Source organism: Kitasatospora phosalacinea (assembly GCF_030268885.1).
GTDB classification, from domain to species: domain Bacteria; phylum Actinomycetota; class Actinomycetes; order Streptomycetales; family Streptomycetaceae; genus Kitasatospora; species Kitasatospora phosalacinea_C.
In genome coordinates this window covers 1-21,003 of the sequence record NZ_BSSA01000008.1, presented here as the reverse complement: position 1 = coordinate 21,003, position 21,003 = coordinate 1, and the positions used below count along the sequence as shown (strand labels likewise).

13 protein-coding genes are annotated in these 21,003 nt (G+C 72.6%); 9 read left to right on the top strand and 4 right to left on the bottom strand.

The window, feature by feature from the left end; translation table 11 throughout:
* Positions 1-54: 54 nt before the first annotated feature.
* Positions 55-519, top strand: coding sequence for a MarR family winged helix-turn-helix transcriptional regulator (locus tag QSK52_RS13895; RefSeq protein ID WP_285736317.1), 465 nt, complete (start codon positions 55-57; stop codon positions 517-519).
* A 28-nt stretch (positions 520-547) separates the two neighbouring features.
* Here QSK52_RS13895 and QSK52_RS13890 read toward each other — a convergent pair whose 3' ends face one another.
* Positions 548-1,654, bottom strand: coding sequence for a WD40/YVTN/BNR-like repeat-containing protein (locus QSK52_RS13890; RefSeq protein ID WP_285736316.1), 1,107 nt, complete (start codon positions 1,652-1,654; stop codon positions 548-550).
* Between the two features lie 178 nt (positions 1,655-1,832).
* On the opposite strand from QSK52_RS13890, the gene QSK52_RS13885 reads away from it, so the two are divergent.
* A complete protein-coding gene (locus tag QSK52_RS13885; protein ID WP_285736315.1) occupies positions 1,833-2,588 on the top strand; it encodes a pirin family protein in 756 nt (251 codons plus the stop codon).
* Between the two features lie 84 nt (positions 2,589-2,672).
* Here the strand turns inward: QSK52_RS13885 and QSK52_RS13880 are convergent, their stop codons facing one another.
* The gene (locus QSK52_RS13880; protein WP_285736314.1) at positions 2,673-7,538 is read right to left on the bottom strand and encodes a LamG-like jellyroll fold domain-containing protein; all 4,866 of its coding nucleotides are present in this window, start codon (positions 7,536-7,538) and stop codon (positions 2,673-2,675) included.
* A 544-nt stretch (positions 7,539-8,082) separates the two neighbouring features.
* Here QSK52_RS13880 and QSK52_RS13875 point away from each other — a divergent pair.
* Positions 8,083-15,090: an RHS repeat-associated core domain-containing protein gene (locus QSK52_RS13875; protein WP_285736313.1), complete on the top strand. Its 7,008-nt coding sequence runs from the start codon at positions 8,083-8,085 to the stop codon at positions 15,088-15,090.
* Positions 15,091-15,168: 78 nt separating this feature from the next.
* Here QSK52_RS13875 and trxA read toward each other — a convergent pair whose 3' ends face one another.
* Positions 15,169-15,558, bottom strand: a complete 390-nt coding sequence (gene trxA, locus QSK52_RS13870; RefSeq protein ID WP_285736312.1) for a thioredoxin — start codon at positions 15,556-15,558, stop codon at positions 15,169-15,171.
* 174 nt (positions 15,559-15,732) lie between these two features.
* Between trxA and QSK52_RS13865 the strand changes: the two genes are divergently transcribed.
* The 5 genes from QSK52_RS13865 (at position 15,733) to QSK52_RS13845 (ending at position 18,427) form a co-directional block, all read left to right on the top strand.
* On the top strand, positions 15,733-16,293 hold the full coding sequence (locus tag QSK52_RS13865) for a COG4315 family predicted lipoprotein (protein WP_285736311.1): 561 nt from the start codon (positions 15,733-15,735) through the stop codon (positions 16,291-16,293).
* A 201-nt stretch (positions 16,294-16,494) separates the two neighbouring features.
* On the top strand, positions 16,495-17,061 hold the full coding sequence (locus QSK52_RS13860; protein ID WP_285736310.1) for a sigma-70 family RNA polymerase sigma factor: 567 nt from the start codon (positions 16,495-16,497) through the stop codon (positions 17,059-17,061).
* Entirely contained in the window at positions 17,058-17,786 is a 729-nt protein-coding gene (locus tag QSK52_RS13855; RefSeq protein WP_285736309.1) for an anti-sigma factor family protein, read from the top strand. The genes QSK52_RS13860 and QSK52_RS13855 overlap by 4 nt, the downstream gene beginning before the upstream one ends.
* 54 nt (positions 17,787-17,840) lie before the next feature.
* Entirely contained in the window at positions 17,841-18,047 is a 207-nt protein-coding gene (locus QSK52_RS13850) for a hypothetical protein (RefSeq protein ID WP_285736308.1), read from the top strand.
* A 92-nt stretch (positions 18,048-18,139) separates the two neighbouring features.
* A complete protein-coding gene (locus tag QSK52_RS13845) occupies positions 18,140-18,427 on the top strand; it encodes a DUF1876 domain-containing protein (RefSeq protein WP_285736307.1) in 288 nt (95 codons plus the stop codon).
* 18 nt (positions 18,428-18,445) lie between these two features.
* Here the strand turns inward: QSK52_RS13845 and QSK52_RS13840 are convergent, their stop codons facing one another.
* Entirely contained in the window at positions 18,446-19,651 is a 1,206-nt protein-coding gene (locus QSK52_RS13840) for an NAD(P)/FAD-dependent oxidoreductase (RefSeq protein WP_285736306.1), read from the bottom strand.
* Positions 19,652-19,864: 213 nt separating this feature from the next.
* On the opposite strand from QSK52_RS13840, the gene QSK52_RS13835 reads away from it, so the two are divergent.
* A complete protein-coding gene (locus QSK52_RS13835) occupies positions 19,865-20,650 on the top strand; it encodes a VOC family protein (protein WP_285736305.1) in 786 nt (261 codons plus the stop codon).
* The last annotated feature ends 353 nt before the right edge of the window (positions 20,651-21,003 follow it).

Below are 21,003 nucleotides of genomic sequence, written 5' to 3'. Positions count from 1 at the left end.
GTGTCGAAGGTACACCCGAGTTCGAATTTGAACAACCGGAGTAGACTGCGGGGCATGGACGATCCCCGCTGGCTCAACGAGACCGAGATGGCCGCCTGGCGCGGGTTCGTCGCCGCCACCAACCTGGTCGCCCGCCGCCTCGAACGCCAGCTCAAGGAGGACGCGGGGCTCTCCCACACCCAGTACGAGATCCTGGTGCAGCTCTCCGCCGCCCCCGGCGGCTCGCTGCGGATGACCGACCTGGCCGACCGCCTGATCACCTCCAAGAGCGGCCTCACCTACCAGGTCACCCAACTGGAGAAGGCGGGCCTGGTGGCCCGCCGCTCCTGCCCCAGCGACGTCCGCGGCGTCTTCGCCGAGATCACCGACCACGGTTGGGAGGTGCTGCGCGCCGCCGCCCCGGGCCACGTCGCCGCCGTCCGCGAGGCGCTGATCGACGTCCTCACCCCGGCCCAGCTCGCCGCCCTCGCCGAGAGCCTCGGCACCGTCAGCGACCGCCTGCGCGCCGCCGACTCCTGAGGCCCCCGGCTCCCGGGGCTCCCGGGGCCTATCCGAGCGCCGCCGCCCGCACGCACAGCACGTCCGGCAGGTGGGAGGTGAGCAGGGACCAGTGCTCGCCGCCGTCGGGGGAGCCGTAGACCTCGCCGTTGCGGTTGCCGAAGTAGACGCCCGCCGGGTCGGCGTCGTCCGTGCACAGGGCGTCGCGCAGCACCACGCCGTAGTGCTCCCCGGTGGGCAGGCCGGTGTCCAGCGGCTGCCAGGTCTCGCCCGCGTCGGTGGTGCGGAAGACCCGGCAGCGGCGGTCGACGGGCAGCCGGGCGTAGTCGGCCTCCAGCGGGAACAGGTACGCGGTGCCGGAGGTGTGCGGGTGCGCGGCGACGCCGAAGCCGAAGTCGGCGGGCAGGTCGCCGGCGATCGACTTCCACGTCCGCCCGGCGTCGTCGCTGCGGTAGACCCCGCCGTGGTTCTGCAGGTACAGGCGGTCGGGGTCGCCCGCGTCCCGGGCGATCTTGTGCACGCACTGGCCGAACTCGGGGTAGCGGTCGGGCAGGAAGTCGGTGCGGACGCCGGTGTTGGACGGGCGCCAGCTCAGCCCGCCGTCGGCGGTCCGGTACGCGCCGCCGGAGGAGACCGCGACCAGCAGCGCGTCCGGGTCGCGCGGGTCGGTGAGGACCGTGTGCATGCCCTGGCCGCCGTAGCCCGCGCCCCACTGCTCGCGCTGCGGGTGGTCCCACAGGGCGTCGACCAGGGCGAAGCTCTCGCCGCCGTCGGTGGAGCGGAACAGCGCGGCGGGCTCGGTGCCCGCGTACACCACCCCGGGGGCCTCGTCCCCGGCGGGCTGCAGCTGCCACACCCGCTCCAGCGAGGCGCCCGTCCGCTCCGGGAAGCGGACGGCGGGCTGCGCGGGCTCCTGCCAGCTCCCGCCCAGGTCGTCCGACCACCACACCGAGGGGCCCCAGTGGCTGCTGTCGGCCCCGACCAGCAGCCGGGTGCGGCCGCCGCGGCGGTCGATGCCGACCGCGTAGACCCCGTTCATCGGGAAGTGCGGGCCGCTGAACTCCCACTTCTCGCGGTCCGAACTGCGGCCCAGGAACAGGCCCTTCTTCGTGCCGACGGCCAGCAGGAAACCACGGGCGTCACGTGCGTCGTTCATCGTCGGACCCATCCGGAGACTCGGTCGTGCTCGGTCCCGCAGCAGTGTGCTCCGGGCCACTGACAGCCGCACGCCAGCGCGCCGTGCGGGCGGGGAATGCCCGCATCCACCAGATGGTTTATGATTCAACAACGCGGTGGCCCGGCCGCCGTGCCCGCCCCGTCCGGAGGAGGACCCGATGGCATCCACGATCGACCTGCGCCGCGCCGACCAGCGCTTCCACACCCGGGCCGGCTGGCTGGACTCCAAGCACTCCTTCTCCTTCTCCCGCCACTGGGACCCGGCCAACACCCACTTCGGCCTGCTGCTGGTCTCCAACGACGACACCGTCGCCCCCGGCACCGGCTTCGACACCCACCCCCACCGGGACATGGAGATCATCACCTGGGTGCTCGACGGCGGCCTCGTCCACCAGGACTCCGAGGGCCACAACGGCGTCATCTACCCGGGCCTGGCCCAGCGGATGAGCGCGGGCAGCGGCATCCTGCACAGCGAGAAGAACGACTCCTGGACGCTCACCGGCGAGCCCGCCCACCGGGACCCGGTCCGCTTCATCCAGATGTGGACCGTCCCCGACACCGCGGGCATCGCCCCCGGCTACGAGCAGCTCGACATCAACGACCAGCTCTCCCGGGGCGGTTGGACCACCCTCGCCTCCGGCATGGGCAAGCACGCCGACCAGCGCGCCATCGGCATCCGGCAGAAGCACGCCGCCCTGCACGTCGCCCGCCTGCGCCCCGACGAGACGCTCGAACTCGCCACCGCCCCCTTCGTCCACCTCTACGTCGCCCGCGGCGAGGCCGCCGTCGAAGGCGCCGGCCTCCTCCACCAGGGCGACGCCCTGCGCATCACCACCGCCGAGGGCCAGCGCGTCACCGCGGGCCCCGAGGGCGCCGAACTCCTCCAGTGGGAGATGACCGCAGCCCTGGACTGACAGTGACGGCGTCCCTGGTGACGCCGATGCGGAGAGGCCCCCGACCACTCCCGCGGTCGGGGGCCTCGACCGTGACCGGTCGGGTCAGCTGAGCCGGGTCAGGACCGGCTGGTTGGTGTTGAGGGCGGTGACGGCGGCCGGGGGCAAGGCGGAGTTCCAGGTCTGGACGTCGCTGATCCGGCCGGGGAAGTAGTCACCGGTCTTGGCGGAGCCGATGGTCAGGGGCCCGGTGGAGGCCAGCGGGGTCGGGTCGGTGGCGGTGGCGGCAAGCCTGCCGTCCACGTAGAGGGACATGGTCTGGCTGCTCGCGTCGTAGGTGGCCACCAGGTGGGTCCAGGTGTTGGGCAGCGGCGGGGTCTTGGCGTACGCCGCGTACCACGTGGCCGGGCTCGTGGAGTCGTCCCCCGGCGCGACGAACGCCCAGGCGTTGTACGTCTTGCTGTACTGCAGGTAGAAGCTGCTGGTACCGGCCGCCGACTGGGCGACGACCGTCGACCAGCTGGTGGTGTTCGTCAGGTAGGCCCAGGCCGACACCGAGTAGCTCCTGGTGGTGTCGACGACCTTGCCCGGGGTGGACACCAGGGCGTCGGAGGTGCCCGGCAGGGAGAGCACCTTGGTGTTGCGGCCGGTGTCGGGGACGAACGAGGTCGAAGCCGCGGCGGTCAGGTTGTTGCTCGCCCGGATGTCGTCGGTGGTGTCGGACAGCCGCCACCGGTCGGTGGGGGTGTGGACGCTTCCGAGGGGGACCGGGGTGCCGAACTGGGCGGTGCCGGTGGCGAGCGCGCCGACCGACGCGGGCGTCAGGGCCGCGCCGTGGGTCTGGACGTCGCTGACGGATCCGGCGAGGTACTCGCCGTAGCCGCTCTTGAAGAGGCGCCGACCGATCTCCAGGGGGCCGGTGGCGTTCCAGGTCCCGCCGCCGTAGGTGGCGGTGGAGGCCGGGGTGCCGTTGACGTAGAGGGTGACCTGGTTGGCGGCGGTGTCGTAGACGCCGGTGAGGTGGTACCAGGTGCCGACCGCGGGCGCGGTGGCGCCGGTGGAGGGGCCGTAGGCGGTGGTGGAGCTGCCGGTGTCGTCGTCGCTGCGGGTCTTGCCGAAGGCGAAGGCGCGGGCGGAGGCGGAGTAGGAGAGGGTGAACCCGCTGGTGTGCGTGCCGGACTGGGAGACGAAGGTGGAGTCGGCGGCCAGGCTGTTGAGCTTGACCCAGGCGGAGACGGTGAAGCTCTTGCCGGTGTCGAGGCTGGGGGCGGCGCTGTCGGCGTAGCCGTCGGTGGCGTTGCCGTTGAGGACGCCGCGGGAGCCGTCGGTGCCGAGGGAGGCGCCGCCGTGCAGGGTCAGGTCGTTGCTGCGGACGCTGTCGGTGGTGTCGGCCAGCTTCCACCTGTCGGCGGCCTGCGCGGCGGGCGTGACCGCACCGGGGAGCCGGGTGATCGTGCCGCTGCCGGAGGTCGCGTACAGGTCGGGGTAGCCGTCGCCGTCGACGTCGCCGGGCGAGGCGACGGCGGGTGCGAGCCGGCTGCCGGTCCCGATCGGCAGCACGGGCTGGGCGGCGGGCAGCGCCTTGCCGGGGGTGGTGGCGGCCCAGACCTGCTCCGGGTGGTCGGTGAGGCAGTCCCACAGGATCAGCTGGGTCTTCAGGGAGTTCGAGGCGGCCGGGTCGGCCAGGCAGCGGCCGGAGTTGGGGTTGAGCAGCGTACCGGCGAACGGGCCGGGCACCCACTTCTGCGCAGGTGAGTTGTTGCAGTCCCACAGCTGGACCGCGGTGCCGTTCCCGGTGCCGGCCGCGTCAAGGCACTTGCCGAGCAGGTGGACGCTGCCGTCGGTGCCGAGGGCGGCGTTCTGGGCGTCGCTGCCGTTGCAGGTGTACACCTGGGCCGGGGTGCCGTTGTCGGTGCCGGAGTTGTCGATGTCCAGGCACAGGTTCTTGCCCGAGCCGTCCAGGACACCGGTGACCAGCGGGGAGCGGGTCGGCGCGGTGATCCGGGTGGTGGGCTGGTGGGCCGCGTCGAAGGCGAGCGGGAAGCTGCTGACCGCCCCGGTCACGTCGTCGCGGACCCACAGGGTGGGAACGCCGTTGACCGTTCCGGGCGCCAGCAGGGTGGTGTTCGACCAGTCGCCGGTGCCGATCTTCACGCCGGCGGCCAGGAAGCAGCCGGCCTGCTTGGTGCCCGGGTAGTACCAGAGCTCCTTGTTGTCGACCGTGACCAGGTCCGGCGCCGAGGCGTAACCGGAGAGCTTGCCGACCGCGAGGATCTGACTGACGTTGTTCCAGGTGCCGTCGGACCCGCTCGCCGGGCAGCCGGAGGAGTTGTTGACCGGGTACGCGTTCGCCGGGTCGGAGAAGTGGCCGGGGGTGCCGCCCGAGAGGGCGTCGTTCCGGTACAGGTACAGCTGGTGGGTGCTCTTCTGGAACGCGAACAGGTCGTCGACCGTGGCGGTGGCCGAACCCCGGTGGGTGACCAGGTAGTTGTTCCAGCTGGTGCCGTCCGGGCTGGTGGCCCTGGTGGAGGCTTCCTCGGGCGTCGCGGCCGGGTCGCTGTTGCCGTGCAGCAGGTAGAGGCTGCCGTTGATGCCGACGGCCGCGAGGTCCGGGACGCCGTCGGTGTCCAGGTCGCCCGCGCCGACCTTCGCCGTCGGGTTCCAGGGCGCGAAGAAGGCGTACTGGGCGACGGTGCCCTGGGTGTTGCCGGCCGCGTCGACGGCGCGGACGAACAGGGTGTGGGTGCCCCACTGGGTGGCGTTGACGCCGATCGGGATGTCGGCGGTCGCGGTGCCGCCGCCGCTCTGCACGGCGGGCTTGGAGAGCGCGCCGTTGCCCGGGATGTTCGAGTCCATGGAGTACTCGAAGCGGGCGATGCCGCTGCTGATGCAGGCGGCCAGGGTGCAGCCGCCCGGTGTCGGGTCGTTGGCCGTCACCTTGACGGTGGCGGCGTCACCGGCGTGCCCGGTCGGCGCAGCGGTGCCACCCAGTTCAGGGAAGACCGCTGACGGTGCGACGGTCGGGACGCCGGGTGGGGTCAGGTCCACGCTGAAGTAGCAGTACGGCGAGCCGGAGCTGCCGAGGGTGCCGTCCTGCGCCGAGACGTTCCAGCCGTAGGTGTGGCCGTCGCTGACCTGGCCGCCGACGTTGGTGTACACGGTGGAACCGTTGGCGACCCAGCTGCTGGCGGGCCAACCGGCGTCCGCCGGGGCGCCGCCGTTGTTCACCATGTTGTCCCACACGTGGTACTGGGCCCACAGGTTGACGCCCTGCATGTCGGTGCTCAGGCGGGCGTTCAGGGTGATGTTCGACTTGCCGCCGGTGGAACCGGTGTTGCCGATCCAGCCGCCGCCGCAGCCGTTGGAGGTGGTCGGCGTGGTGCCGAGCTGGTCCGGGGTGTTCGGGGCCACGTCGAAGACCGTCTCCAGGTACGGGTTCAGTGCGAACCGCATGAAGCCGTAGTTGGAGACGGTCTCGGACTCGTTGCCGTACAGGCCGAAGGTCAGGTTCCCGTTCGTCCGGTACTGCGAGACGACCCCGGTGACGTCGAAGTTGACCGGCTGGTTGCCGCAGCCGGCGTACGCGTTGGCGCTCTTGGGCGTCTGGGTGCCGATGGTCGACACGACGCCCGGCCCGGGCCAGAGGGTGTCGCGGTTGATCGCACCGGTGAGTTTCAGCGTGACCGGCAGGGTGTGGCTGCAGTTCGCGTCGCCGCCGTGCGTCTCGGTGAAGTAGAGCGTGGACTTGGAGACCACCGTCCGCGAGTCCAGGTTGCCGATGTTGAACTCGTAGAAGGCGCGGTACAGGCCGTAGCAGTCGCTCCAGTACTGCTGGTAGCCGGTGCCTTCGCCGTTGTCCTGGCCGTTGTCGTAGAGCTGCTGGCTCGGGCAGCCCTTCTTGACCTCGGTGAAGTGGTTGGTGCCGCCGGTGGCGGGGTTGACGTACGGATCGATGTACAGGGGCCATACCGTGTCAGGGCTGTCGAGCTGCGCCTGGTCCGGTGTCAGGGTGATGCCCGACGCGTCCGAGGAGACCTTCAACGCGGTCAGCCGGGCGCCGCGGCCCGGGCCGGCGGCGGAGGAGGCGGCACGGTCGGTGGGATCGACCACCGCGTGGTCGGTGGCTGCCGGTCTCCGGTCGGTGGTCGGGTCCCGGTGCGTGTCCGGAGCCGTTGCGGGCGCGGTCGCCGAGTCCCACATGACGGGGGTCGGGGCGGTGAAGACGGCGGTCCCGTCCGCGTCCTCGGCGGTGAGGTTGCCGTCCTGGTCGGTGCGGGTGGTCAATCCGTGCGTGGCGGTGGCCAGCCGGAGCGACTTCAGCGCGGGGTTCGCGGCCGCCGCGGCGTCGTGGACGACGAGCACCTCGCGGAACGCGCCCTGGTCGGTGACCGTGACCTTGAGGTCGACGCCCGGCAGGACAGCCGGGTACAGGGCTCCGTCGCCGGTGACCGCGGGCGTCGGCAGGGCGAACGGCAGCGTGAGCGACATGCTGCGACCCTCGGCGTCGGTGAAGGTGGCCAGCGGGCCGCTGCCACCGCCGGACAGCCGGACCCCGGAGGGGGTGGCCCTCGGCGACCACGAACCGTCCGCGTTCCGGGTGAGCGAGGCGTCCACCCGGGCCCAGCCGCCGTCCTTCTTGACCCGGACCGGCTGCAGGTGGTCGGTCCGGGTGAGCGTGCCGTCCGGGTTGGCGACGGTCAGGCTGGTTCCGGTGGTCAGCTCGTCGACCGTGACAGGCTTTCCGTCCTTCTTCGCCCTGTTCCGGGCGACCGCGACGGGGCCGCCGCCGTCGGGAGGGGGCGGTGCGATTCCGGTCGGCGACGTCGTGTTGCCGGGGCCGGGCCGTCCCGGTGGGCCGTCGGCGAACGCAGGACCCGACAGGCTGACCACGGTGCCCGCGATCGCGAGGACCAGGCCCAGGCGTCGCCCGGGGGTGAGGGGGGGACTCTGCCGTCGATCGGCAGCGGACATGACACATTCCTTCGCTCGGTAAAATATGGATAAAAAATTCCGGCGATCCCTGGCTGCTCATCTGCCGCCGGACGGCGAGAGGGCGCCTGGTGTGTGTGCCACGCGAACTGAATGTCCGTATCGTCCGGCCCGATTGTGCGGTTTGCGGTGCCGGAACTGATTCGCCCCCGGCGGAGAAGAGTATTGCCCCCCAAATTCCGTGGCAATACTCTTCCTTGCGGTCGAGCGGATAATTCCCCTCGATTTCGAGGCAAGAGGGCTGAACTGGGGGGTTTGTCGGGTGCAGACGGGATTTCGCCTGCTTGCGGGCTTGCGGGTGCGGAGAAGGGGATCCACGAGGGCCGTGGTGGTCGCGGTCGCGACTGCCACGGCTTTTTCCTTGCTCGCGCCCATAGCGGTGGCAGAAGAAATAGTCGGTCCGTTCCACTATCGGGGGAAGGTGTGGCCGGCCGATCCGCTGCCCGACCTTCCCAAGGTGTCCGGGCACGCCGCCGACGCTTCCGGAAAATTGAACTCCGCATCCCCGCCGCCGGGATCGCGGGAGTTGGCGCAGTACACGGTGAAGCGGCCGGAATGGCCGACCGGATCGAAAACCAGGGTCGACCTCGGCCTCGCGGGCGGGAAGGGAGGCCCACCGGCCGCCGCACCGCTGAAGGCGGGTTCGTCGCCGGTCGAGGTCGCCGCCGCGGACCGCCCGGCCGCGGCGCGCGGCAACCCGCCGCAGGCCCCGGCCGCCGACCCGGTGACGTCGGTCGACGTGCGGGTCGCGGACCACGACCAGGCGCGTGCGGCCAACGTCGACGGCCTGCTGGTCGGCCTCTCGCGGGCCGACGGCAAGCAGGGCGGCGGCGGGGTGTCGGTCTCGCTGGACTACAGCGCCATCGCGCAGGCGTACGGCGGCGGCTGGGCCTCGCGCCTGAAGCTCGTCGCCATGCCGGGCTGCGCGCTGACCACCCCCCAGGTGGCCGAGTGCCGCAGGCAGACTCCGGTCGAGTACATCAACGACCCGGTCTCCCAGCGCATTTCGGGCACCGTCGACCTGGCCGCCGACTCCGGTTCCTCCGTCACCGCGAAGAGCGCGTTCGCGGCACCGATGTCGCTGACGGTGGCGGACTCCGGGACGGCGGTGGCGGCGGTGGCCGACACCGGCGGCTCGCAGGGCTCCTACACGGCGACCTCGCTGTCGGCCTCGGGCTCGTGGTCGGGAACGGCCTCGGGCGCCTTCAGCTACGCGTACCCGATCGACACCCCCTCCGCGCTGTCCGGCGCGGCGCCCGGCGTGTCGTTGTCCTACGACTCGCAGGCGGTCGACGGCGAGACGTCGGCCCGCAACTCGCAGTCCTCGATGATCGGTGACGGCTGGGACTACAACCCCGGCTACATCGAGCGCTCCTACCGCCCGTGCGGCAGCGACGGCATCAAGGACTCCGCGGACTCGTGCTGGGCGGGTTGGAACGCCACCATCTCGCTGGGCCCGCACACCGGTGAACTCGTCCGGGACGCCGCCGGGCAGTACCACCTCCAGTCCGAGGACGGCACCAGGATCGAGCGGCTGACCGGTGCGAGCAACGGGCTCTGGCAGGGCGAGTACTTCAAGGTCACCACGACCGACGGCACCGCCTACTACCTCGGCCTGAACCACGCACCGGGCACCACCTCCGACAGCGCCACCAACAGCGCCTGGGGCGTGCCGGTCTACCACCCCAAGTCCGGCGACCCGTGCTACGACTCGGCCAAGGGCGACACGTCGCAGTGCGCCCAGCAGGTCGGCTACCGGTTCAACCTCGACTTCGTGGTCGACCCGAACGGCAACGTCCAGCGCTACGACTGGGCGACCGAGACGAACTACTACAACATGGGCTTCGGCCAGGTCGCCGCCTCCGGCGGCGGCGGGACGCTGACCCAGTACACCCGCGGCGGCCGCCCGACCCAGATCTCCTACGGCTACAAGCTGGCCGACGAGATCGCCGGGCGCGAACCGTCGGCGAAGGTGGTCTTCAACTCCGCGCAGCGCTGCGTGGTCTCCGACACCACCTGCCAGGCGTCCAACCTGTCCGGCGCGACGGCTGCGAACTGGCCGGACACCCCGTACGACCTGAACTGCCCCTCCACGGCCAAGACCTCCGGGACGGGCAGCGACGTCTGCCTGGTCGGCTCGCCGACCTTCTGGTCCACCTACCGGCTCACGTCGATCGACACCGCGGTCCGGGACGCCTCCGGCTGGAAGGACGTCGACTCCTACGCGCTGACCCAGGTGTTCTCCGATGCCGGCGGCACCTACGACCCGGTCACCGGCAAGACCCAGAACGCGCAGTCCGCGGGCGCGCTGCAGGCCGTGATGTGGCTGCAGTCCGTCAAGCACACCGGCAAGGACACCACCGCCGGCGGCAGCGGCCCGCTCGCCCTCGACCCGATCACCTTCACGGGCATCGAGATCGACAACCGGGTCGACGGGCTGACGCCCGCCGCGCCCCCGCTCTTCCACCCGCGCATCTCCAGCGTCCAGACGGAGACCGGCGAGTCGGTCGCGGTGACCTACCGGGCGCCGGAGTGCTCGCGGCTCAACCACACCATGCCGGCGTCCGCGGACTCCAACACCATGGCGTGCTACCCGGTGTGGTGGAACACCCCCGGCGCCAAGGAGCCGATCTCCGACTGGTTCCACAAGACGCTGGTCTCCCAGATCAGCGCCAGCGACCTGACCAAGGCCGGGTCACCGGCCCACGTGACCAACTACACCTACGGCGGCGGCGCCGCCTGGCACCGCGACGACTCCGACCTCACCGACGACAAGTACCGCACCTGGGACGAGTTCCGCGGCTACCGCACGGTGACCACGACGACGGGTGCCGCGCCGGACCCGATCACCCAGAGCAGCGTCTCCTACCTGCAGGGCATGGACGGCGACCGCAAGGCGGACGGCAGCACGCGCAGCGTGAAGCTGTCCGACTCACTGGGCGAGCAGATCACCGACAGCCCCTGGTTGGTCGGTCTCGCACAGGAGAGCGCGGTCTACGACCGGGCCGGCGGCACGGTCACCAGCAGGACCCTGGTCGACGAGCCCGCCGGAACCCTCACCACCAGCCGGGCCCGGACCGCCTGGACCTCGGCCGACCCGGCCCCGGCCCAGCTGTCCGTCCTGCCCGACCTGACGGTCCGCCGGATGGACTCGACGTCCTCCCGAACGATGTCGCTGCTGTCCGACGGCACGACCTGGCGAACCACCAAGGCGAAGATCAGCTACGACAGCCTGGGCCGGGTCACCCAGGTCGACGACCAGGGCGACGTCAGCGTCCCCTCCCAGGAGTCCTGCACCACCACCTCCTACGCCCCCGCCCCGGCCGGCAACCCGATGATGCTCGCCTACCCCAGCGAGACGATCAGCATCGCCGGACCGTGCGGCACCGCGGCCACCTCCAGCACCGTGCTGTCGCAGAAGCGGGTCTTCTACGACGGCCCGGCCGACGTCACGGCCCCGGGCAGCTACGGGGTCATCGGGCAGAACGGCACCACCTTCGGGTACCCGACCGCCTCGCAGGCCGCCACCTCCTACGACGCGTCGAACCACCCGGTCTTCCAGACCCTCGGCGCCGTCGGCTACGACGGCTACGGGAGGCCCGTGAAGAACGTGGACGCGGCCGGGGCGGTCACCACCCTGACCTACAGCCCGGCCACCGGTACGCCGCCCACCACGGTCTCCACCACCAATCCGCTGGGTTGGACGTCCTCCAGCACGGCGGCGGTGGGCCGCGGCCTGACCGTCCACTCGGTCGACGCCAACGGGAAGGTCACCGACAGCAGCTACGACGCGCTCGGCCGCCGCACCGCGGTGTGGAACCCCGGCCGCGACAAGGCAACCCAGACGCCGGACAGCAGGTTCACCTACGCCGTGCACGGCGCCGGGGCCAACCCGGACCCGTCCACGGTGACCACCGAGACCCTGCGCGAGGACCAGACCTACAGCGTCTCGGTGTCGATCTACGACGGCATGCTGCAGCTCCGGCAGGTGCAGTCCACCACGGCCAACAACTCCGTCGGGCGGCTGACCACCTCGACGTTCTACGACTCGCACGGCTGGGCCGTCTCCTCGATCGCACCGTACGCGGACACCACGACCGCCCCGGGCACCACCCTCTTCGTCGAGGACAACCGGACCGGCCCCTCGGTCACCCGCACCGTGTACGACGGCACGGGCCGGCCGACCACCAGCACCCTGGTCTCGGGCGCGAGCACGCTCTGGACCACCACCACCGCCTACCACGGGGCCGACCAGGTCGACGTGACGCCGCCGAACGGCGGCAAGGCCACCACCACCTACACCGACGCCCTGGGACGGACCACCTCCAGGGTGGTGCGCGACACCACGCCCGACCAGAAGCTGACCTCCGGTACGGTCGTCCCCTCGGGCTCCTCCGTCCTGTCGAGGAGCACCCGCCTGGAGATGCGGGCCGACGGGAACCTGGTGCTGACCGCCCTGAACGGCGGAACCACCCTGTGGTCCTCCAACACCGGCGGCAACCCCGGCGCCTTCGCGTCCGTGGAGGCCGACGGCGACTTCACGGTGTGGAACGCCGCCAGGACCGCCAAGCTGTGGTCCGCGGGCACCGGCGGTCACACCGGGGGCTACCTCAAGGTCCAGGGCGACGCGAACGTCGTGGCCTTCGACGCGGCGAACACCGCGCTGTGGAGCACGAACACAGCGAACAGGGCGGCACCCAACGACGTCACGACCACCTACACCTACAACGCCCGCGGCGGCCTGGACACCGTCAAGGACACCGCGGGCAACACCTGGAGCTACTCCTACGACTTCCGCGGCCGACAGTCCTCCCGGACCGATCCCGACACCGGAACGTCGATCACCACCTACGACAGCATGGGCCGCGTCGCGACCAGCACCGACCCGCGCGGGCAGGTCGTCAGCTACACCTACGACACGCTGAGCCGACGCACCGGTGAGTACTCCGGCACCTCGACCACCGACAGCAGCAAACTGCTCGCCGAGTGGACCTACGACGGCACGTTCAAGGGCCTGCCCGACGCCTCCACCCGGTACGACGGCGGCAAGAACGGCAGCGCCTACGTCAACCGGATCGACTCCTACAACAACGCCTACCAGCCCACCGGCGTCACCACCGTGATCCCCGCGGTGGAAGGGAGACTGGCCGGCACCTACAGCGTCACCAGCTCCTACACCACCAACGTCGGACTGCTGGCCTCCACCGCCTTCGGCAACGAGGGCGGCCTGCCCGCCGAGACCGTCGGCTACGGCTACAACAAGCAGGGCGGCCTCACCGGCGCGGGCTCGCAGACCACCACCTACCTGGCCGGCACGGTCTACAGCCCGCTCGGCCAGACCCTGCAGACCACCGTCGGCGACGACCTGACCAAGCAACTGCGGACCGCCCAGACCTGGGACGCCGCGACCGGCCGGCTCGCCACCAACAAGGTCACCCTGCAGAGCAACACCGCCAACCCGATCTCCAACACCACCTACACCTACGACCAGGCGGGCAACCCGACCGCGGTCAGCGACGTGCAGTCCTCCGGCGGCACCGACCGCACCACCGACACCCAGTGCTACCGGTACGACGCACAGGACCGGCTGACCACCGCCTGGACCGACACCAAGGGCCTCACCGCGGTGACCGCCGGCCAGACCGGCAACTGCGCCACGGCCAACCCGACCGCCTCGACCGTCGGAGGCCCGGCACCGTACTGGCAGGACTGGCAGTACGACCGGCTCGGCGACCGCACCCAGCAGGTCACCCACGACGTGACCGGCAACGCGGCCAGGAACACCACCCAGACCTCGGTGTTCCCCGGCAACGGCACCACCGCCACCGCCACGCCGAACGCGGTCAGCAGCACCACCACCGCCAACCCCACCACCGGCACCTACACCCAGACCCCGCAGTACGACACCGCGGGCAACACGAAGTCCCGGACGACCACGGGCAGCAGGAGCACCTCGCAGACCATCGACTACGACGAGGAGGGCCGCACCAAGGCCGTCACCACCGACGGGAAGACCGCCACCTACCTCTACGACGCGGACGGCAACCTGCTGCTCCAACGCGGACCGGCCACCAGCACGCTCTACCTGTTCGGCGGCGCCGAACAACTGACCGTCGACAACGTCTCCTCGACGCACCCGGTCACCGGCCGGCGCTACTACCGCGCCCCCGACGGCACCACCACCGTCCGCTCCGGCAACGGCACGATCACCTACCAGCCGGGCGGGACCCAGGGCACCGCGCAGCTCCAGGTGGACGCCACCACGCTCGCCGTCACCCGCCGCGCCTACGACCCGTACGGCAACCCGCGCGGCACCACCCCCTCCACCTGGGCCGACAACCACGGCTACCTCGGCAAACCACAGGACACCACCAGCGGACTCGACCTGCTCGGCGCCCGCCAGTACGACCCCGCCCTCGGCCGCTTCCTGTCACCCGACCCGCTCTTCCAGACCGGCGACCCCAACCAGATGGGCGGCTACACCTACTCCGGCGACAACCCCGTCACCTTCAGCGACCCCAGCGGCCTGAGCATCTGGAGCTGGATCCACAGCAAGGCCAACCAGGTCGGCACCGTCGTGGTCGGCGCCCTCGACTCGATCATCGGACCGATCGCCCAGTTCGTCGTCAACGGCCTCTCCGCGGGCTGGAACTCCTTCGCCGACGGCATCAACAGCAGCAGCACGTTCTTCAGCAGCTACGGAGGCCCCTACATCCATCTCGGGCACACCGGGACGATAGACGACAAACCGCTCGCCCACCTCTCCGGCGCCGACACCAACTCCAAGACCTACAAGGCCGGTCGCATCGGCGGTGACGTCGTCGGCCTGTTCTTCGACGGGGTCACTGCGGTCAAGGCCGCCCAGTGGGGCTGGCGGGCCGTCAGGGGCGCCAAGGCGGCGATCGAGGAGGGCGGCGGTGCCCTCAGTTGGTTCAAGCGGTTGTTCAAGAGCGACGAACCCGTCACCACCCCCAAAACCCCCGAACCGGCCAAGCCCCCGACCACGACCGATCCCACCCCTCCGGGAACCGGGACCGGCAGCGGTCCCGGCGGCGGAGTGTCCACGGTTCCGAAAACCGATCCGCCCGGAGGCGGGCCCTCCACCGGAACCACCCCGTCGCAGCCGGGGGGCGGTGCGCCCGCCGGGCGGAAATGGACGTACGACACCGTCATCGGGCCCGGGCAGGAGTTCACGGGAAACCTCAGCGGAACCATCCTGGTCCGTGGAGGGGTCCTCAAAGGGAACGTGACCGGTTCCGTCGTGATGACCGACGGCGCACGCGTCACCGGAGACGTCCAGGGCGCGCTGATCCAGTTCGGCCGTCACAACATCGCCAACGGAGCCGAGGCGGAGGGCGCGAACCACTACTCCGGGAACGTCGACGGCTTGGTCGTTCAAGTTTCGGGAATCGGGTCCAGGTTCTCGCCGGGGTACAACCACAACCTGGTGGGTGGAGTTGTCCAGGGAACGGCGATGCAGATCGGATGGACGGACTCCCTCGTCATCAACGGAGTCAAGGTGGAGATTCCGTGATGCGGTAAGAGCGGGGCGCCCGGAGGAGTCGTTCCTCCGGGCGCCCCGCGCCACGTCCCGCCGCGGGGCGGGACCGGGTCAGTTCTGGGCGGCCTTCTGGGCGGCCACGCCCGCGTGGACCTCGGCCATGTCGAGCTTCCGGGCCTGGCCGATCAAGTCCTCCAGCGTCGCTTCGGGGAGCGCACCGGGCTGGGCGAAGACCAGGACGCCCTCGCGGATGATCGCCAGGGTCGGAATCGACCGGATGTCGAACGCCGCGGCGAGCTCCTGCTGGGCCTCGGTGTCGACCTTCGCGAAGGTGATGTCCGGGTGCTTGTCGGACGCCCGCTCGAAGACCGGCGCGAACTGGCGGCAGGGACCGCACCAGGCCGCCCAGAAGTCGATCAGGACGAACGCCTTGCCGTCCTCGCCCTGGACCACCTCGTCGAAGTTGTCCTTGGTCAATTCCACCGTGCTCATCATCGCCACCTGCCTCTCGCAGCTCCGGCCCCGCCGGTCGGGCCCTTCGCCCGGCACAACCCCGCCACCTGCGGAACTATTCCGGCGGCGCGGGCGGTGAACACCCGGGCCCCGCCGTACGTACCCCCGGACGAACCGGTCCAACCGGGGCCGGACGGCACCCTCCCGGACGGGAGCACTCCGATGACCACCACCGGCCGGACGGCCCCCCGCGGCCGCCGCCTCACCCTGCTCGCCGCCGGGGCCCTCGCCTCCGCGGCCCTGGTCGCCGGCTGCGGGAGCAGCGGCGGCAGCGGCAGCAGCAGCACCTCGGCGGGCCGCACCGGCAACCCCGCACAGAGCCAGGGCACCCTGATGACCGCGCACGACCCGACCCTCGGCACCCTGGTCACCGACGGCCAGGGGCACACCCTGTACCGCTTCGACCGGGACACCGACCACCCCTCGGCCTCGCACTGCACCGACGCCTGCGCCACCCTGTGGCCGCCCGAACTCGCGAACGGCAGCGGCAGCGCCGACCTGAAGGGCATCGACGGCAAGCTGGTCTCCACCGTCACCCGCCCCGACGGCAGCCACCAACTCACGCTCGACGGCTGGCCGTTGTACCGGTACGCGCCCGACACCAAGCCCGGCGACACCAAGGGCCAGGGCGTGGACGGCACCTGGTTCGCGGCCACCCCGAGCGGCGGCAAGGCGATGCCGGTCAACGGCGGCACGCCCGGCATGCCGTCCGGCGGCTACTGAGCGACGGACGCACGGACGGGCCGGGGCGTGGACGGCGGAGCGGAGCAGGGGGTGCGGCGCGGGCGCCCGGGCCGCACCCCCGCCACGGTTATCGACACCGGCCGCACCGGACTTGAGGGCCCGCGCCCGCCCCGCGCCCCCCGCCCGCCGCGTCCGCCGTGCCCGATCGCCGCCCCGCGCCCCGCGCGCGAGGATGGCGCCGTGGCCGACCCCGCGCGCCCCACCGGCCCCCGCCGCACCGCGACCCCCGCCGCCGAGGACCGGCTGATGCGCGCGCTGTACCGGGAGCACGCCGGGCCGCTGTACGGCATGGTGCTGCACCTGGTCGGCGGCGACCGGCAGCGGGCCGAGGACGTCGTCCAGGAGACCCTGGTGCGGGCCTGGCGGCACCTCGACCGGCTCGACCCGGGGAACGGCAGCCTGCGGCCCTGGCTGGCCACCGTCGCCCGCCGGATCGTCATCGACGGCCGCCGCAGCGCCCGCGCCCGCCCCCGCGAAGTGCCCGAGAGCGCGCTCGACCGGCACCCGGACGCGGCCGCCGCCGAGGACGAACTCGACCGCGCGCTCCGGCTGATGACGCTCACCGACGCGCTCGGCTCGCTGTCCGCCGCGCACCGCGCCGCGATCACCGAGACCTACCTGCGCGGCCGCACCGCGACCGAGGCCGCCGTCGTCCTCGGCGTCCCGCCCGGCACCGTCCGATCCCGGCTGCACTACGCCCTGCGGGCCCTGCGGCTCGCCCTGGAGGAACGGGGCGCGACCCCATGACCACCCCCGAGAACCGGCACGAGGAGCCGTACGAGGAGCCGTACGAGGACCCGCACGCGGACCTCGGCGCCCACCTGCTCGGCGTGCTCGAACCCGACCGGGCCGCCCGCTTCGCCGCGCACCTCGCGCACTGCCCGCGCTGCACCGCCGAGGCCGCCGAACTCGCCCCGACCACCGCGCTGCTCGCCGAACTCGCCGCGGACGCGCCCCCGCAGCTCCCGGAACCCGCGGAGCCCGCGGGCGAGCAGCGGCTGCTCGGCCGGGTGGCCGCCGAGCGGCGGCGGGCCCGGGTGCGGCGGCTGGTGCTGGCGGCCGTCGCGGCGATCCTCGCGCTGGGCGGGCCCGCGGTCACCTGGGCGGTCCTGCAGGGCAGTCAGGTCGCGTCCGTCGCGCAGCAGTTCAGCGCCACCGACCCGGCCACCGGGGTGTCCGCCACGGTCGGCGTCGACCCCGTCGCCCGGGGCAGCCGGATCACCCTCGACCTGGGCCACGTCCCGGGACCGCAGACCTGCGAACTGGTGGCCGTCGGCACCGACGGCACCCGGCAGACCGTCGCGACCTGGGCCGTCCCGCCGACCGGCTACGGCGCCACCACCGGGCTGCGCACCGGGGGCGGCAGCGGGCTGCCCCCGGCGGCGATCGCCCGGTTCGAGGTCCGCTCCGGGACGACGGTGCTGGTCACCGTGCCCGTCCCCGCGGCGGCCGCGGCACACTGGAAGCAGTGAGGAGGCCACGCGGGCCCGGGGCGCTGCCCGCCGCGGGGCGCGTGGACAGCGCTGATGAACCGGATGCCCCTGCTCTGCCCGCGCTGCGGCCGTCCGCAGCAGGTCGTCCACGAGGACGACCCCCACCACCCGGTGCGCGTGGTGCACACCGGCACCGGCCGCGAGGAGTGCGACGAGCCGGAGACCGGCGAGGAGACCCCCGGGGAACACGTCGGGGAGGCGCCGATCGACGTGGAACGGACCGGCCTCGACCGCTGCTGACCGGCCCCGCCTCGCCGCCCCGGCCCGGGCGTCGCACCCTGGAAGGACCGGACCGGTCCCGACACCCTGCACGCACCCGGGAGGTGGCGGCCATGACGAGGACACTGGTCGGATGGCACGTCGAGATGGAGTTCCAGGAGGACGGCGACCGCACCAGGGCCGCCGCGCTGGTCCGCCTCGCCGACGGCACGGAACTGCGCGGGCACGGCAGCGCGACCCGGCGCCACGGCGACAGCCCGCAGCTGCGGGTCGGCGAGGAGGTCGCCGGGGCCCGCGCCCTCAACGACCTCGCCATGCAGCTGCTCACCAAGGCCCACGACGAGATGACCCGCCCCACCGGGGACCCGCTGGCCCCGCTGATGTGGCGCGACGTGACCTGACCGCCCCCGCGGCGGCCGTCAGAGCTCGTCCAGCGGCACCGCCGGGTCGGCCAACCGCTCCGGGTCCACCGCGCGCCCGGAGCGGACCAGCTCGCGGATCGGGTCGGTGACGTCCCAGACGTTGACGTTCATCCCGGCCAGCACCTTCCCGCCGGACAGCCAGAACGCGAGGAACTCCCGCCCGGCGACGTCGCCCCGGAACACCACCCGGTCGTAGCCGCCGGGCTCCGCGTAACCGGTGTACTCCATGCCCAGGTCGTACTGGTCGGTGAAAAAGTACGGGACGCGGTCGTACACGGCGGCCTTGCCGAGCATCGAGGCGGCGGCCACCGCGGGCTGGTTGAGCGCGTTCGCCCAGTGCTCGACCCGGATCGGCTTGCCGAACAGCGGGTGGAAGGCGTTCGCCACGTCGCCCGCCGCGAACACGTCGGGGTGCGAGGTGGCCAGGTGCTGGTCGGTGCGCACGCCGTTGTCGACCGTCAGGCCCGCGTGCTCGGCCAGCGCCGTGTTCGGCGCGATGCCGACGCCGACCAGCAGCACGTCCGCTGGGACGGTGCTGCCGTCGCCCAGCCGCACGCCGTCCGCCCGCAGCTCCTCGACCTCCACCCCGAGGCGCAGGTCGACGCCGTGCGCCCGGTGCAGGTCCGCGAACACCCGGGCGACCTCCGGGCCCAGCACCCGCAGCAGCGGCAGCTCGGCCGCCTCCAGCACCGTCACCTCCGCCCCCGCCGTGCGGGCCGCGGCTGCCGCCTCCAGGCCGATCCAGCCCGCGCCGACGATCACCACCCGGGCGCCGGGGCGGAACGCGGCCCGCAACTGCTCGCTGTCGCCGAGCCGCCGCAGCGTCCGCACGAAGTCGCCGTCGCCGCCCGGCACCGGCAGCGTGCGCGGCGCCGAACCGGTCGCCAGCAGCAGCTTCGAGAACGGCAGCCGCTCGCCGCCCTCCAGCGTGACGGTGTGCCCGGCCGGGTCGACGGCGGTGGCCGCGGTGCCCAGCCGCAGCGTCACCTCGTGCTGCGCGTACCAGTCGGCCGGGTGGACGTAGACCTTCTCCTTCTCCTCCTTGCCCAGCAGGTACCCCTTGGACAGCGGGGGCCGCTCGTACGGCCGCTCGGCCTCGTCCCCGACCAGGGTGACCGGCCCCCGGTAGCCCTCCGCGCGCAGCGCTTCGGCAGCCTTCGCCCCGGCCAGGCCCGCCCCGACGATCACGATCCCGGTGTCCATGCCCACACGTCCTTCCCACAGCGGCGTCCCCTTGTGCGCCGTCCTGCCCGACCTTGGCACCGCCACACGTCCGACCGGGGGACCCGCGCCGGTCCGCGACCCGCCCCGGACCGGATTCGCCCGCGAGGCGCACCACCCTCCGGCGGCGCCCTCCACCTAGGCTGGGCGGGTCCGGCCCTTCCGGTCGGCGGAACGTCGAAGGGAGCCCGCGGGATGGTGGAACGAACGGCCACGGTGCGCTGCGTGCCCGCGGTGCCGTGCTGGGTCGGCCTGACAGCGCGCGACCTCGCGGCCGCGCAGGGCTTCTACGGGCCGCTGCTGGGCTGGGAGTTCATCCCCGGACCGGACCGCTGGGGCCCGTACCTGCGCGCGGTCGTCGACGGCGTCGAGGTCGCCGGGCTGAGCAGGCTCGGCACCGACTGGGAACGCCCCGTCGCCTGGACCACCTACTTCGGCATCGAGAGCGCCGACCGCGCCGCCGACGGCGTCCGCGAACGCGGCGGCACCCTCGCCGTCGGCCCGCTCTCCTTCGACGCGGGCCGGGTCGCGCTGGCCGCCGACCCCTTCGGCGCGACCTTCGGCATCTGGGAGGGCGAACCCGCCGACCCGCGGCCCGGCGACGCCCCCTGGAGCGCCGAGCCCGGCGCCCCCGCCTGGATCGAACTGCGCACCGCCGACCCGTTCGCCGCGGCGCTCTTCTACGGCGAGGTGTTCCGCTGGGACGAGCGCGACCCGGCCCGGTTCGAGGTCCGCTACGAGCACGAGCGGGTCGTGCTGCGCTCCGAGGACCACAGCGTCGCCGCGCTGCGCGCCGCGCGGGACCTCGCCCCGCACTGGGAGGTCTTCTTCTCCGTCCCCGACGCCGACGCCGCCGCCCGGCACGCCGCCGCCCTCGGCGGCCGCGTCCTCGACGGCCCCGCCGACTCCCCCTACGGCCGGGTGGCCCGCCTCGCCGACGCGGAGGGCGGGCGCTTCTCGGTCCTGGGGCCACGCATCTAGCGGCCCGGGGAGAACGGCGGGACGCGCCGTCAGGGGCTCGGGAAGAACGGCGGTGGCCCCGTCAGGGGCTCGGGGAACGGCGAGTCCGTGCTGCTGGTGGCCGGAGCCCACCGGAGGTCCGTGCTGCTTCGGGCCGCAGTGACAGAACCCGAAGCCACCGCACGCACCGGCAGTGCACCGCCGGCAGCCTCGAGCCCGCCGTTCCCCGGGCCCCTGACGGGCCCCGGGATGCTCCTATGGACGTCAAGCTGCAGGAGCGAGGTCGGTCTGGTTGATGCGTTGGGTTGTCGGTGTCCTGGTGAGGGCGCGGTAGATCTCGCGGGCGACGAAGCGCTTGAGGCATCGCATGATGT